A 15,017-nucleotide genomic window follows, 5' to 3' on the forward strand; every position below is an offset into this window, starting at 1 on the left:
TCAATGACAGCGGCACGGGGTCGAAACGACAGGCTAAGTAACCGCTTCTTCCGTTCCTTTTTGTTTCTCACGATGCAGAAAGGTAAAGAATCGTCCAGGGCATGGAACCTTAGGGTAGGGCTGAATATCTTGAAGAGGAGATAGGGAAATTTGGGCCACACGGCGTGGCTCCAACGTTTTTGTCACGGAGTTTGATGAAATGAAAAGGAACATTTTTATCGTCGCGCTGGAAGATCAACAGCGTGAGGAGTTGGAGACGCTACGCCACGCTAATGGATTCGAGATCCATGGCTTGCTTTCCGTCAAGGAAGCCGTCGAGTCGCCCAGCTTTTCCTTCGATGCCTTGTTGGACGAAGCCCGTGACAGGCTCAAGTCGTTTGATGGTTCCGTCGACGCCATCCTGGCGCAATGGGATTTTCCTACCAGCGTCATGGTGCCCATCCTGTGTCAGGAGTACTGCATCCCCGCGCCCTCGGTAGAGTGTGTGCTCAAGTGTGAGCACAAGTACTGGAGCCGGCTCGAACAGCAGAAGGTAATCTCGGAGGTGGTGCCGACGTTCTGCGGCGTTGACCCCTTCGCCGATGATCCGCTTTCTCAGGTCACCCTCGACTATCCGTTCTGGATCAAGCCGGTCAAGGCGTTCTCCTCGCACCTGGGCTTCAGGATCGAGAACGCCGAGCAGTTTCACGCTGCGATTGAAGCGATTCGCCAAGGTATCCGCCAGCTCGGCGATCCCTTCAATGAGGCGCTGCGCCACGCCGAGCTTCCATCCGAGATCCAGCATATGGACGGTAATTCCTGCATTGTCGAACAGATCGTATCTGGTGTGCAGGGCGCGCCCGAAGGCACGGTTTACCGTGGCGAGTTCAACGTTCACGGTATCATCGCCCAGCCCAATTCGGTCAACAAGGACATCCCCTATGACCGCCTGGAGTATCCAAGCAACCTGCCCGAGCGCATACATCGCCAGATGATCGACGTCTCGCGTCGCTTCCTCGAGCATATCGGTTACGACAACGGTTGCTTCAATGCCGAGTTCATGTGGAACGAGGAAACGGACAAGCTCTGGTTGATCGAGTTCAATACGCGAATCTCTCAGTCCCATAGCGAGATATTCATCATGGTGGACGGGATGTCCAATCACGAGGTGGCCCTCGACATCGCCTTGGGCGAACGACCTTCACTGGCCAATCGACAGGGCGTTGCAGCCGTGGCCGCCAAGTGCTACATCCCCTACGAGCACAGGGACGGCATCGTCAGGCGAATACCCAGCGAAGCGGAAATCGAGGCGCTTGTTGAGCGCTTCCCTGGAACCAAGGTGCGGATCGACGTGGAGCCGGGCACGCAACTCGGTGAGTTGATGCACCAGGACAGCTTCAGCTATCGCCTGGGAACCCTCTATGTTGCAGGTGAGGACCACGATCAGATAGAGGAGCGCTACAGGGCTTGCCTGGAGGCGCTCGAGTTCGAGATCGAACCCATCGAATGAACCATCAAGGAGGATACGTGACTGTCAAAGCGTCGTTTCCCTACAAGGTTCGCGAGATAGAAAACGTCTTTATCCCGATGCGCGATGGCGCCCAGCTGGCAGCCAGGATCTGGCTGCCGGAGGAGGCCGAGCGGGCAGCAATGCCGGCGATACTTGAGTACATTCCCTACCGCAAGCGCGACATCACCCGTGCCCGTGATACCAACCATGCTTACATGGCCGGGCATGGCTATGTCTGTGTCCGGGTCGACATGCGGGGCAGCGGTGACTCGGATGGAGTCCTTACCGACGAGTATACCCAGCAGGAGCAGGAGGATGGTGTGGATGCCATCGCCTGGATCGCCGAACAACCCTGGTGCGACGGCAATGTCGGTATGATGGGGATCTCCTGGGGGGGCTTCAACAGCCTGCAGGTAGCGGCCAAGCAGCCGCCCGCGCTCAAGGCAATCATCAGCCTCTGCTCGAGTGACGACCTCTACGCGGACAACATGCATTACATGGGCGGCTGCCTGCTCGGCGACAACCTCTCCGAAGCTACGGTGATGTTCGCCTTCAATACCTTGCCGCCGGACCCGCAGATCGTCGGCAACCGTTGGCGTGATATGTGGTTCGATCGCATGGAGAACAGTGGCCTGTGGCTCGAGCCCTGGCTCGAGCACCAGCGCCGCAGTCCCTATTGGTCGACCAGTTCGGTGTGCGAGTACTACTCGGCAATCCAGTGCCCGGTCTATGCCATTGGCGGCTGGGCAGACGGCTTCACCAACACCGTGCTGCGGCTGATGGAGCATTTGGAGGTGCCACGCAAGGGACTCATCGGACCCTGGGGCCACAAGTATCCCCACCAGGGCCTGCCCGGCCCCGCCATCGGCTTTCTGCAGGAGGCGCTGCGCTGGTGGGATCATTGGCTCAAGGGCAAGGAGACCGGCATCATGGACGAGCCCATGCTGCGCTCCTGGGAGCAGGACAGCGTGCCGCCCGATACCTCCTACGACAAGCGACCGGGGCGCTGGATCGGCGAGTCTGCCTGGCCCTCTCCCAATATAAAGCAGCGGCGCTACGAATTGGGTCCCTACACCATTCATATGGGCGAGGGGCATGGCGGTCCACACCAGCGCGAAGGCGAGGAGAGTGCGTTGGCGCTGCAGTCGCCGCTCAGCGTGGGTATGGCGGCAGGCAAGTGGTGCTCCTATGCTGCCACCCCGGACCTGCCAGGCGATCAGCGCGAGGAGGACGGCGGCTCGCTGATCTTCAGCAGCCGGCAACTGGCCGAATCCCTGGAGATCTTCGGCGTCCCGGAACTGGAGCTGGAAGTCTCCAGCAACAAGCCTCAGGCGATGCTTGCCGTGCGTCTCTCGGACGTGGCGCCCGATGGCAAGTCGACGCGTGTCACCTATGGCCTGCTCAACCTGTCGCATCGTGACAGCGATGCCAACCCCGAACCGCTCGTGCCGCATCGGCGATACCGGGTGCGCATCCCCATGAATGGCATCGCCCAGCGCTTCCCGGCGGGGCATCAGCTGCGGGTCTCGGTATCCACCTCCTATTGGCCACTGGCCTGGTTGCCGCCGGAACCGGCGCAGGTCGATATCTACCCCGACCGCAGCGTGCTGATCCTGCCCGAGCGAACACCCGGGGAGGAGGACAGACGCCTTTCCGAGTTCCCTGAACCCGAAGAGGCGCCGCCGATTCAGGTCCATCACTTCGCTGCCAGTGAACATAACTGGCTGCTCCATCGTGACCTGGCAACCAAGGAGTCGACACTCGAGGTGATCAATGACCAAGGGCATTTTCGCATTGAAGACATCGGCACCGAAGTCCGCCGAAGTACCCGCGAATGGTACAGCACCTTCAATGACGACTTCACCTCGGCGCGTGGCGAGACCTATACCGAGCGCTCGTTCAAGCGGGACGCCTGGAATGTGGAGATCTATACTCGCACCGTGCTGAGCTGTGATGAGAGCAACTTCTTCATTCATGCCCAGCTCGATGCCTATGAGGACGACTATCGCGTCTTTTCCAAGAACTGGGAGAAGGTGATCCCGAGAGATCATATGTAGCCATACGGCGCATCACCCGGCATCACGCCGCCCCCTCCTTGGCGGCGGCGTTTTTTTCGATGCTCATTCTCTTGCCAGGCGTGTGCAACACTGGCTTAAAATACCCCGGCTAGACCGGGGGGGCTAGGGGCCTATGGCACTGTCCAGATGTTGGCTCAACCACTCTGCCATGGCTTTCTCTTACTTGTGGGTCTCTTCGCAGATACGAGCGCTCTCGGGTTTGCCGGACGTGTTTGCAAGGGCGTTTCCACCTTCCAACAGGACTAGTGTGAAGTGCGTGCTGATAGCGTTTGTCGACAATCGGTCGTATACGCTTGGGAAAGCTTCGGCGCATGGGGTAACATGCCGTTATCGATTGATGAGCCCAGTGAGTCGGCCCTTGGCCCACTGCTCGAGGAACCGGAGGAGAATCCATGGCGTTTGCCCAGAAATTCATCGTTGCCGATGATCATCCGCTGTTCCGTGCAGCCCTGACCCAGGCGCTGCGCCAACTGGCGCCCCAGGCCGAGATCGTCGAGTCCGACACCATGGCGGCGACCAATGAGGTGGTGACACGCCATCCCGATGCCGACCTGATTCTGCTCGACCTCCATATGCCCGGCGCTCATGGCTTTTCCGGATTGATCCAGCTACGTGGCCAGACTCCCGATATCCCGGTGGCGGTGGTGTCCGGCAGTGACGAGCCCTATGTGGTGCGTCGGGCCATCGACTATGGTGCTTCCGGCTTCATCCCCAAGTCTTCTTCCCTGGCGCTGATCGCGGAAGCGGTGGGCGAGATCCTGGATGGTGAGGTATGGCTTCCCAAGGAACTGGCCGATGCCATGGGCGACTCCAACGAGGAGGAGACCCGTTTTGCCGAAGCCATCGCCTCATTGACTCCGCAACAGTTTCGGGTGCTCAACATGCTCACCGAGGGCCTGCTCAACAAGCAGATTGCCTATGAGCTGAGCGTCTCCGAGGCGACCATCAAGGCCCATGTCACGGCCATCCTGCGCAAGCTGGGCGTACACTCTCGTACCCAGGCGGTGATCGCCGCCCAGAAGCTCGAGGTGGAGCCGCCCAAGGTCGAGTCCTGAGCGACTCGCGCTGAGCATCGATGCAGAGCAAAACCGCCGGATGGCAACATCCGGCGGTTTTGTTATTTGACTGGCGCTGACCTGTCCGACGCTAGGCCCCGGTGGGCAGGCCAACGCGGAGGCGCTTTGAACCCCTCCCTGGGCGCTACATTCACCCTGCGGCGCTCTCGCATCCTGCTCCGCTTGCAGGGCCGGTGCTGGCCATCCATGGCCAGCCCGTTCGGAGCAGTGCTCCTCACCCATGGCGAATGACCTCCGCTTAGGCCTCCCACCGGCATGCCTTGAACGCTTAAGGGCATTAATTCTCCTGCCTGGTGGCACGGCTGGCTTGTAGTGTGCGGGTCAGCAGGGCGCGCAGGGCGGCAGGGCGCACCGGCTTCTGCAGCAGGTGGTAGCCCGAGCGACGGATCACCTCGGCTACTTCCTCGGTGCGGTCGGCGGTGATCACGATACCCGGCACGGCGCCCTCGAGGCGTTCGCTGAGCGCTTCCAGGGCCATCAGACCGGTCACCTCGTTGTCCAGGTGATAGTCCGCCAGAATCGCATCCGGTTCGCCGTCCAGGTTACGCAGCACCGACTTGGCACCACCGATGCTGGTGGCGGTGAGCACGTCGCAGCCCCAGCCTGAGAGCATGGCCTTCATGCCTTCCAGGATCAGTGTCTCGTTGTCGATACAGAGGATACGGGTGCCGGCGAGCTTGTTGCCGGCTCGGCGAGCCACAGCCTGCTCCGATATTGCCTCGAGAGGGCGTGCCTCCACCACTGGAACGCTGACGGAAAAGACCGTACCGTGACCCTCCCGTGAGCGGACCTGTATCGGATGATCCAGTACCCGACTCATGCGATCGGCAATGGAGAGACCAAGCCCCAGCCCCTTCTCGCTCTCCTTGTGACGGGTTGTCTGGTCGAGACGACGAAACTCCTGGAATATCTCCGACTGTTTGGACTCGGGTATGCCGGGGCCGCTGTCCCACACCTCGATGGAGAGCCGCTGCCCTTGGCGCCGGCAGCCGAGCAGCACCCGGCCCTCCTGCGTATAGCGAATCGCATTCGACAGGAAGTTCTGCACGATGCGCCGGAGCATTTGTGGATCGCTGTCGACCCAGAGGCTCGTCGGTACCATCAGCAGGTCGAGGCCACGGTCTTCGGCCATGACCGCGAACTCGGCATACAGCGGCTGCATGATATTTGCCAGGGCAAAGTGGCTGCGCCGGGGTGTGAGTGCGCCGGCATCGAGCTTGGAGATATCGAGCAGGGTGCCCAGCAGCTCTTCGGCGGCCTGCAGCGAATTGTCGATATGACCGATGGTGCGGCGCATGTCCGCGGCCACGTCCTCCTGGGAGAGCGCCGAGGTGAAGAGACGAGCGGCATTGAGCGGTTGCAACAGGTCATGGCTGGCCGCTGCCAGGAAGCGCGTCTTGGACGCGTTGGCGTCCTCGGCCACCTGCTTGGCCTGCCGCAGGGCCAGTTCGGCTTCGGCGCGTACCCGGTTCTCCTGACGCAGGGCGGCGTTGGCTTCCGACAGCGCCTGGGTGCGCTCCCGGACCCGCTCCTCGAGCGTTTCATTGGTTTCCTTGAGGGCGATTTCCGCCACGCGGCGCTCGGTAATGTCCTGATAAAGGGCGAAGAAGCCGAGAATGGCGCCGCTGTCGCCAAAATGTGGCGTATAGGTAACCAGCATATAGCGGATGCCGTCGCTTCCCTGCATGGAAACCTCGAAGCTGACCCGCTCTCCGGCCAGTGCCCGACGAATCCAGGGCGCGCGCTCCCGGGCCATTTCATCGGTGATTACCGTGTCCACGGACTGGCCAATGACTTCGTTTCGGTCGATGCCGAAGGCCTGCTCATAGGCACGGTTGGTGAAGAGGTAGCGGCACTCCTTGTCAAAGTAGGCGATCAACGCCGGCACGTTGTCGGTATAGATACGTATATTGTTCTCGGAGCGAATCAGCGCTTCTTCGATACGCTTCTGCTGGGTGATGTCCTGGTAGGTATAGACGAAGCCCCCCCCCGGCATGGGATTGCCTTGCACCTCCAGCACGCTGCCATCCTGGCGGTAGCGAACGTAGCGGTGTGGCTGGCCGTCGCGAATATTGTCGATGAGCAACTGGACATGCTCTTCCGGATCGCCGGGACCGTATTCCCCATTATGAGCGTTATAGCGAAAGATCTTGTCGATGGGGGCGCCCACCCGTATCAGGTGATCAGGAAAGCGGAACAGTTCCAGATAGCGCTGATTCCAGACCACCAGGCGCAGGTTCTGGTCCACTACGCTGATGCCCTGATTGATGTTCTCGATGGTGGCCTGCAGCAGGGCGCGATTGAACTCGAGAACCTGCGAGGCCTCATCGACGATGGAGATCACGTCCGAAATGCCGATGCCGCGGCCCTGCAGCGCCGAGTTGACCACGATCCGCGCTGACGACGCCCCCAGCACCGAGGCCAGAAAACGTTCGGTGAACTGGATAACGTCGATGGAAGCTCGTGAGCTATCCTCCAGCGGCTTGCCGGTGCGCCTTGCATAGTCGTCGAAACCGCGCTGTACCTGCTTCGCGCCCAGGAAGCGTTCGCACAGTACCTTCAGGTCACCTATCGTGGTGGCGCCGGTCCAGGGGCGATTGACCGAGGTCTGGCGAGTTTCGACGCTGTCAACGAACAGCGAGGCCTGAATCCGTTCGACCACACGCTGTGAGGTAATCTGGGATACGAAGATGTAGCAGAACAGGTTTACCCCGAGAGAGAGCATCACGCCATGCGTGAAGCTATCGCCGAAATTGAGCCCGAACAGGGCGGTGGGGGTGAGCCAGGCATGGCCGAAGGGGCCACCATCGATCCAGTCAGCCGGGAGTACCCCGCCCTGAATCAAGGCAGGCATCAGCAGGCTATAGGCCCAGATGGCGAAGCCGGCATTCATGCCCACGATCACGCCCAGTCGATTGCCACGTTTCCAGTACAGGCCGCCAAGCAGGGCAGGGGCGAATTGGCCGGCGGCAGCAAATGAGAGCATGCCGATGGAGGCCAGCGAACTGAATTCACCGATCAGATGGTAGAAGCCATAGGCCAGCGCCAGGATGACGCAGATGGTGATCCGTCGTACCTGAAGCACCAGGCGGCCGTAGTCACGTGGCCGGGCGTCCAGCCAGCGCAGCCTGAACAGCAGGGGAATCACGATTTCATTGGAGATCATGATCGATACCGCCACCGTGGCCACGATCACCATGCCGGTGGCTGCCGAGAAGCCGCCGATATAGGTGAGCAGAGTCAGCCATTGGTTACCTGCGGCCATGGGCAGCGCCAACACGAAGGTGTCGGGCTCAACCGAACCGTCGGGAAAGGTGGCAAGGCCGGCGGCGGCGATCGGCAGGATGAAGAAGGCGAAGGCCACCAGGTAGAGCGGAAAAAGCCAGCGCGCCTTTGAGGCGTCATCGGGGTGGGTGTTCTCCACGACAGCGACATGGAACTGCCTGGGCAGGCAGAAGATCGCCAGCATTGCCAGCAGGGTCTGCGCCCAGAAGCTTCGGCCGAAGTCCTGGTCGGCCAACTGTCGCTGCAGCTCCAGCTGACTGTCGGCCCGGCCCAACAGGTCGCCGAGCCCGCCAAACATCCCCCATGTCACATAGGCACCGAGGATCAGGAAAGCCAGCAGCTTGACCAGCGACTCGAAGGCCACGGCGTGAATCAGCCCTTCGTGGTGCTCGGTCGCGTCGGTATGCCGGGTGCCGAAGAGGATGGCGAAGGCAGCCATGACGATAGCGACGAAGAAGGCCGTATCGGCGAATAGCGGCGTATGGGTAATGTCCGTGGCATCGGTCAGTACGGCAAACGACGTGGAGACGGCCTTCAATTGGAGGGCGATATAGGGCAGCGTGCCGATCAGGGCCACCATGCTGGCAAAAGCGGCGAGCGACTGTGCCTTGCCGTAGCGTGATGCGATGAAGTCGGCGATCGACGTGATGTTCTGTCGCTTGGCGACTCGAATCATCTTGGCCAGCACCGGCCAGAACAGCAGAAAGGTAAGAATGGGCCCAATGTAGATGCTGGCGAAGGACCATCCGGCCGTGGCGGCCTGGCCGACCGCGCCATAGAAGCTCCAGGAGGTACAGTAGATGGCCAGCGCCAGGATATAAATGATAGGACGGCGGCGGCTGGCACCATGCTTGCGGGCATGGCGATCGCCACGCCAGGCGATGGCGAACAGCACGGCAATATAGAGCAGTGAAACGGCAATCAGTAGCCAACCGGCGAACATGCACTATCTCCCTCGGGTCTGCGGACCATTCTATGGCAATGGCGGCCGGGAGGGCAGTCACTCAATGACCGGGGCAGCAGGAAGTCGGGAGTCGGGAACGAGAGGGCCGGCCTAACGATGACAGGCCGGCAATGGGTAGGTGCTGGCGGGTTCAGCTGTCGCGACAGACTGTCTGATAAAGGGGCGTATCGCTGTCGACGCTCTGCAGGGCAGAGAAGCGGGGTTGGCGCTCTTCACCGATCAGCGGCAGCTTTTCTCGGGTAGTGCAGTTCATAAGGAACGCCTGATGCGTCAAGCGGTCCACGTAATCCTTCTCGAAGCGATAGAGGATGAACTCGACCAGCTGTTGATCGTCCGCCTCTCTCGGCACCATGCTGCTTCGATCCACCACGTTGAAGGCCGTCGTCATGGGGAAGAAGTACGTCCAGGGGCGCCAGAAGGCTTCTCCCTCCTCGGTAGCTACCACCTGGGCCGTGGCCGGCAGCTGGCTCTGCTTGTGACTCAGCCAGGAGTATTCATAGTGAATCTGGTAACCCAGCATGCCCAGGCCGGCGAAAGCCGGAACGATCCAGCGTGGCAGTCGCTTGCCACTCATCAGCCGCAGTAGCAGACCAATCCCTGCGGCGCCCAGCCCGGCAAATATCGCTGCAACCAGATGCCATATCATTAGTGTACCTTCCGAAAGCAGTCGGGCTTCCTGGTGGAAGCCCGACTTGGTTTTGATTCCACAACAGCTTGGCTGTGTCAGGAATCCATTATGGCTTAGTGGTCAACCGCACCGCCAGCGCCTTTGGGATAGCGAACGCTTTCCACCAGGTCCTGGATTTCCTGCGGAGGCTCCTCGGTTGCTGAAGAGACTGCGAAGGCAACGGCGAAGTTGAATATTGCCCCAATCGCGCCGAAGGAGAGCGGCGAGATGCCCATGATCCAGTTGTCCGGCGTGTTGGGCAGCATGTTGGTGCCGGGAATGAAGAGCCAGCCCAGGTAGGTGAAGATATACAGCAGAGTGGAGATGAGGCCTGCCAGCATGCCGGCAACGGCGCCCTTGCTGTTAACCCGCTTGGAGAAGATACCCATCATCAGTGCCGGGAAAAGTGATGCGCCGGCAATACCGAAGGCCAATGCCACCGTCTGGGCCGCAAATCCGGGCGGATTCAGCCCCAGGTAGGTGGCAAGCAGGATAGCGCCGGCCATGGAGATCCGTGCCGCCAGCATTTCGCCTTTTTCGGTGATGTTGGGGTTGATGGTCTTCTTGATCAGGTCGTGGCTGATGGCAGAGGAGATTGCCAGCAACAGACCCGCCGCGGTGGAGAGTGCCGCCGCGATGCCGCCGGCTGCCACCAGACCGATGACCCAGCCTGGCAGGTTGGCAATTTCCGGATTGGCCAGTACCAGGATGTCGTTGTTGACCTCAAGCTCGTTACCTTCCCAGCCACGCTCTGCGGCCGTATCGGCGAAGGCCGGGTTGGCGTCGTTGTAGAGCTGGATGCGACCGTCGTCGTTCAGGTCGTTGAAGGTGATCAGGCCTGTCTCTTCCCAGGTACGGAACCACTCGGGACGATCTTCGTAGAGGATCGGCTCTGCCATTGCCTCTTCATAGTTCTCGACCTGGCCGGCAGCCTCCGGGTAGACGGTGGTCAGCAGGTTGAGGCGTGCCATGGATGCCACGGCGGGAGCGGTCAGGTAGAGCAGGGCGATGAAGACCAGGGCCCAGCCGGCGGACCAGCGTGCATCGGCAACTTTCGGCACGGTGAAGAAGCGGATGATGACGTGGGGCAGACCGGCGGTACCGATCATCAGCGACAGGGTGAACAGCACCATGTTCAGCTTGTTGTCCACGTCAGCGGCGTAGTCCTGGAAACCGAGTTCCACCAGCACTTCGCTCAGCTTGGCCAGCAGCGGCATGCCGGACTCGGTGTGCGTGCTGAACATGCCGAACATCGGGATCGGGTTACCGGTGAGCTGCAGGGCAATGAACACGGCCGGAATGGTATAGGCGATGATCAGCACCACGTACTGCGCCACCTGGGTGTAGGTGATGCCCTTCATGCCGCCGAATACGGCGTACAGGAAGACGATAGTGGCAGCGATCCAGATGCCCCAGGTGTTGCTGACCTCCAGGAAGCGGGAGAAGGCGACGCCGGCACCGGTCATCTGTCCGATTACGTAGGTCACCGAGGCGACGACCAGGCAGACCACCGCCACCAGGCGAGCAGTGCTGCTGTAGAAGCGGTCACCGATGAAGTCGGGAACGGTGAACTTGCCGAACTTGCGCAAGTAGGGCGCCAGCAGCATGGCCAGGATGACGTAGCCACCGGTCCAGCCCATCAGGAAAGAGGAGTTGGCGTAGCCGCCGGATGCCAGCAGGCCGGCCATGGAGATGAAGGACGCCGCCGACATCCAGTCGGCTGCGGTTGCCATACCGTTGGTGATTGGATGGACACCGCCGCCGGCGACATAGAAGTCCTTGGTCGAGCCGGCCCGTGACCAGATCGCAATGCCGATATAAAGGGCAAAGGAGCCGCCCACGAACAATAGGTTGATTGCAAATTGACTCATGCCGGTTTACTCCCCAAGGCCGAATTTTTCATCGAGCTTGTTCATCTTCCATGCGTAGAAGAAAATGAGTCCGATGAAAGTCAGGATGGAGCCCTGTTGGGCAAACCAGAAGCCGAGGTCCGTGCCACCGATAGGAATACCTGACAGCAATGGGCGCAGCAGGATGGCGAAGCCATAGGAGACCAGGGCCCACACAACCAGGCACCCGGTAATCGTGCGAACGTTCGCTTTCCAGTACGCAGCAGCATTGGATGTATCATCTGCCATAGTGTTGCTCTCCACTTGTTTTTGAGGTTGGGAAGTTGCACAGAGAGATAACAGGGTTCACCAGGGTTGTCCTGCGTGGTCAACTGTACGTTGTTCACCTCGGCAATGGCGCCGGCTCGCACCTTTAATTATCGTTATCCCTGCGCGGCACAGGCCACTTTTCCCACCATGTCTCTTGCCGGTTGTCGAAGTGTATTACCGATGTGCAATTGCCTTGCATGACACACCGGCAATACTGGTCAATAAATGAGAAAATTAAATCCCAGACTTTGGTATCATGAGTAAACTGTGATTGAACGATAGAATAAAATTACCTTTCATTTCAATCGGTTAATCTTGAAAGCTGGCTGGGTTAATACTGCGGCCGGCACGGGAGTAGGACGATTGTCTAGCCGTGTGGCTGTATGGACTTTTGTCTAATTACTTGGCGAATAGACTATTGTCTAAGGCTGCGTCTCTGGATTGTTCCGACTTGTAGGACGATGGTCTAGGTTATGCCGTAAAAGATGATCTTGTTATGCTGCCCAGGACCTCTTCACGATGTGGGTGACAGCAGAGAGTCCTTGGAAGACCCGGTCGAAGACCCGCTGCCGGAACGGTTAGGCGTCCACTTGCGTGAGTGTTTTCGTCCTTGCTGGTCCAGCCATGGCCCTGATCTATCCTGAGCAAAACGGCCGCACAACGAGGGCAGCAGCATGGTCGATGTCGATCTCTCTCAACCACCTTTTACCTTTCTTGATGATGAGGGGCGCGAACGCGTTCGCAGTGGCATCGACCTGGCCTATTTCGACCGTGATGAAATCATTCTCGAAACTGGCCAGCCCGGTGAGTACGTCTTCCTCATACACAAGGGAGAAGTCGCCGAACTGGATACCACCCTGCCAGGTGCACGTGAACGGATCGGTCACTACACCGCAGGCGATCTCTTTGGTGCCATCAGCATACTCAACGGCAAGAGCCGCTATCGTTTTCGCGCCGAGCAGGAAAGCCTGTGCTATCTGCTGCCCAAGAAACTATTCCTGCAGCTGTGCGATGAATTTCCACCCTTTGCGGAATTCTTCCGCCAGACCCTGGCTCACAAGGCGCGACTGCTGACCGAACAGCGCGCCGAAGGCGGCGTGACCATGGCCGGCTTCATGCTCGCCAAGGTCAGCGAGTGCATGCGCACTCCGCTCTGCGTTGGTCGGGAGGCGACCATTGCCGATGCGGTGACCACTCTGCATGACAGTCACGCCGATAGTCTGCTGGTCGACGGCGGTCAGGGGGCTGGCATGGTCACCAAGACCAACCTGCTCGATGCGCTGGTACTGGAAGGGCGTGATCAGGCCAGCCCTGTGCGCGAGGTAGCCACCTTCGAGCTGGTCACGGTGGGCCCCGATCAATACCTGTTCGAGGTGTTGGTCAAGATGACGCGCTTCAAGGTGGAGCGGGTCGTGGTCATGGAGAGTGAGCGACCGATCGGGGTGGTGGAACTGACCGATGTGCTAAGCTACTTCTCCAGCCGCAGCTATGTGGTCAGCCTTCAGGTGGAGCAGGCCGACAGTCTCGATGCCCTGTTCCGTGCCAGCCATCGCACGCCGGAGCTGGTCAAGGCGCTGATGGCCCAGGGGGTCAAGCTTCGCTTTGCCATGGGCCTGCTGGCGGCACTCAATGGCCGCATCATGTCCAAGGCCTGGGGATTCCTGATCGATGAGCGCTACCACGGCGATAGCTGCTTGATGGTGATGGGCAGCGAAGGGCGTGGCGAGCAGATACTCAAGACCGATCAGGACAACGGGCTGATCCTTGCCGATGACCTCCACTGGCCGGACGTCAATGACCAGATGCAGCGCCTCACGGAGACCCTGATCGAGCTGGGCTACCCGCCATGCCCCGGCAACATCATGGTCTCCAACCCCGAATGGGTGGGTAGTGTGACCCAGTGGCGCGAACGTATCGCGCACTGGGTCAGAGTCCGCGATGGTGACAGCCTGATGAAGCTCGCCATTATGCTCGATTCCCACGCCGTGGCCGGCAACCCTGCGCTGCTCGACAAGGTGCGCGAGTCGCTGTTCGCGGCGTGCTCCCGAGACGAGATTCTGCTTTCCTACTTTGCTCGTGCTGCGCTGCGTTTCTCCACGCCGCTGACGCTGTTCGGTTCGCTGAAGAAGCCCCAGCACGGTATCGACATCAAGAAGGGCGGGATTTTTCCCATCGTGCATGGCGTGCGAACCATGGCCCTGGAGCGGCGAATCAAGCCGACCTCGACCCTGGAGCGCCTGGAGGCGCTGGCCGCCGATGGGCGCCTGGAGGAGCGGATTGCCGAGGATCTGTCGGAGGCGCTCTCGCTGTTTACCGAGCTGCGTCTCAAGCAGCAGCTGGAGCGCCTGGACGGCAGTGCCGACGATGCGAGCCCGGACCGGGTCGTCGTGCAGCAGCTGTCGTCGCTCGAGCGAGACCTGCTGCGGGAGGCGCTGCATATCGTCAAGGAATTCAAGCAGAGCCTGTCACAACGCTATCACCTGGAGTACTCCTGAGGGAGAAAGGAACATCGGTTAGCGCACAGGCAAAGTCAGGTCAGTACAGGCCAATAGCCGGTCACCAGCGGGATAATAGCCCGTTAATAACAACAGGAGGCTACATGCTTCGAGCATTGCGTCGGGCCAAGGATCGTCGCCGTCACGCCAACGGCGAATATGGCTGGCTGTTTCACCCTTATACTGGCGATGAGCTGGTCGCCATTGACTGTGAAACCACCGGTGTCGACACCCGCACGGCAGAGCCGGTTTCCATCGCCGCCGTGAAGGTGCGTGGCGACCGGGTACTGGCCAGTGAGTCGCTGGATCTGCGTCTCCGGCGTCCCGCTTCGCTCACGGGGGACTCCATTTGTGTTCACGGACTGCGCGGCATCGATCTTGACGACGGAGAGAGCCCCGGCGAGGCGCTGGCTAAGCTGCTGGAATTCATCGGTAATCGTCCATTGTTGGGCTGGCACCTCGATTTCGACCTCGCCATTCTCAATCGCCAGCTACGTCCACTGTTCGGTTTCGAGCTGCCCAACACCGGCATCGACGTGGCTCAGCTCTACCATCGCCAGCTACGCCGCAGTGCCATGGATCCGGATCCGACGACGATTCGCTTCGATACGGTAGCGGAAATACTGGGGGTGCCGGTAATGGGGCGCAACACCGCGCTAGGGGATGCCGTAACCACGGCGCTGATGTATCTGAAGCTGGAGCGCGGAACCATGCAGGCCCGGCGGGAGGCATGACCCTGCTGGTAGGGCCGGGCGTCGCCAGTAGCGGGCTGCGATGGTAGGATGGGCCCCGATATCCACCACA

General features: G+C 60.3%; 9 protein-coding genes. 5 read left to right on the forward strand and 4 right to left on the reverse strand.

The features are described 5' to 3' along the window. Nucleotides 1–199: 199 nt before the first annotated feature. The 3 genes from LOKO_RS03245 (at nucleotide 200) to LOKO_RS03255 (ending at nucleotide 4,622) form a co-directional block, all read left to right on the forward strand. Nucleotides 200–1,489 (forward strand): ATP-grasp domain-containing protein, encoded by a 1,290-nt coding sequence (locus tag LOKO_RS03245; protein WP_066444971.1) that lies wholly within the window; start codon nucleotides 200–202, stop codon nucleotides 1,487–1,489. Next, entirely contained in the window at nucleotides 1,486–3,546 is a 2,061-nt protein-coding gene (locus tag LOKO_RS03250) for a CocE/NonD family hydrolase (RefSeq protein ID WP_066444973.1), read from the forward strand. The genes LOKO_RS03245 and LOKO_RS03250 overlap by 4 nt, the downstream gene beginning before the upstream one ends. Before the next feature lie 413 nt (nucleotides 3,547–3,959). Next, nucleotides 3,960–4,622 carry a LuxR C-terminal-related transcriptional regulator gene (locus LOKO_RS03255; RefSeq protein ID WP_066444975.1) on the forward strand — a complete coding sequence of 221 codons (663 nt, stop codon included), beginning with the start codon at nucleotides 3,960–3,962 and terminating at the stop codon, nucleotides 4,620–4,622. Between the two features lie 298 nt (nucleotides 4,623–4,920). Here the strand turns inward: LOKO_RS03255 and LOKO_RS03260 are convergent, their stop codons facing one another. From LOKO_RS03260 to LOKO_RS03275, 4 genes are all read right to left on the reverse strand, one after another. Further along, on the reverse strand, nucleotides 4,921–8,871 hold the full coding sequence (locus tag LOKO_RS03260) for a hybrid sensor histidine kinase/response regulator (protein WP_066444978.1): 3,951 nt from the start codon (nucleotides 8,869–8,871) through the stop codon (nucleotides 4,921–4,923). Between the two features lie 151 nt (nucleotides 8,872–9,022). Further along, entirely contained in the window at nucleotides 9,023–9,538 is a 516-nt protein-coding gene (locus LOKO_RS03265) for a hypothetical protein (protein ID WP_066444981.1), read from the reverse strand. A 95-nt stretch (nucleotides 9,539–9,633) separates the two neighbouring features. After that, the gene (locus tag LOKO_RS03270) at nucleotides 9,634–11,430 is read right to left on the reverse strand and encodes a sodium:solute symporter family protein (RefSeq protein WP_066444984.1); all 1,797 of its coding nucleotides are present in this window, start codon (nucleotides 11,428–11,430) and stop codon (nucleotides 9,634–9,636) included. A 6-nt stretch (nucleotides 11,431–11,436) separates the two neighbouring features. Next, entirely contained in the window at nucleotides 11,437–11,697 is a 261-nt protein-coding gene (locus LOKO_RS03275) for a DUF4212 domain-containing protein (protein WP_066444986.1), read from the reverse strand. Between the two features lie 695 nt (nucleotides 11,698–12,392). Between LOKO_RS03275 and LOKO_RS03280 the strand changes: the two genes are divergently transcribed. Together LOKO_RS03280 and LOKO_RS03285 are read left to right on the forward strand one after the other, a co-directional pair. After that, nucleotides 12,393–14,213, forward strand: a complete 1,821-nt coding sequence (locus tag LOKO_RS03280) for a putative nucleotidyltransferase substrate binding domain-containing protein (protein ID WP_066444991.1) — start codon at nucleotides 12,393–12,395, stop codon at nucleotides 14,211–14,213. A gap of 104 nt (nucleotides 14,214–14,317) precedes the next feature. Further along, complete coding sequence (locus LOKO_RS03285) at nucleotides 14,318–14,947, forward strand: 3'-5' exonuclease (RefSeq protein ID WP_066444994.1); 630 nt, start codon at nucleotides 14,318–14,320, stop codon at nucleotides 14,945–14,947. Nucleotides 14,948–15,017 lie beyond the last annotated feature (70 nt).

Origin of the sequence: Halomonas chromatireducens, assembly GCF_001545155.1 — a bacterium.
GTDB classification, from domain to species: domain Bacteria; phylum Pseudomonadota; class Gammaproteobacteria; order Pseudomonadales; family Halomonadaceae; genus Halomonas; species Halomonas chromatireducens.

Coding starts and splice junctions, on each gene's coding strand:
- LOKO_RS03280 (WP_066444991.1), top strand. CDS start 12,393: ATGGTCGATGTCGATCTCTCTCAACCACCTTTTACCTTTCTTGATGAT.
- LOKO_RS03270 (WP_066444984.1), bottom strand. CDS start 11,430: ATGAGTCAATTTGCAATCAACCTATTGTTCGTGGGCGGCTCCTTTGCC.
- LOKO_RS03260 (WP_066444978.1), bottom strand. CDS start 8,871: ATGTTCGCCGGTTGGCTACTGATTGCCGTTTCACTGCTCTATATTGCC.
- LOKO_RS03275 (WP_066444986.1), bottom strand. CDS start 11,697: ATGGCAGATGATACATCCAATGCTGCTGCGTACTGGAAAGCGAACGTT.
- LOKO_RS03265 (WP_066444981.1), bottom strand. CDS start 9,538: ATGATATGGCATCTGGTTGCAGCGATATTTGCCGGGCTGGGCGCCGCA.
- LOKO_RS03285 (WP_066444994.1), top strand. CDS start 14,318: ATGCTTCGAGCATTGCGTCGGGCCAAGGATCGTCGCCGTCACGCCAAC.
- LOKO_RS03250 (WP_066444973.1), top strand. CDS start 1,486: ATGAACCATCAAGGAGGATACGTGACTGTCAAAGCGTCGTTTCCCTAC.
- LOKO_RS03255 (WP_066444975.1), top strand. CDS start 3,960: ATGGCGTTTGCCCAGAAATTCATCGTTGCCGATGATCATCCGCTGTTC.
- LOKO_RS03245 (WP_066444971.1), top strand. CDS start 200: ATGAAAAGGAACATTTTTATCGTCGCGCTGGAAGATCAACAGCGTGAG.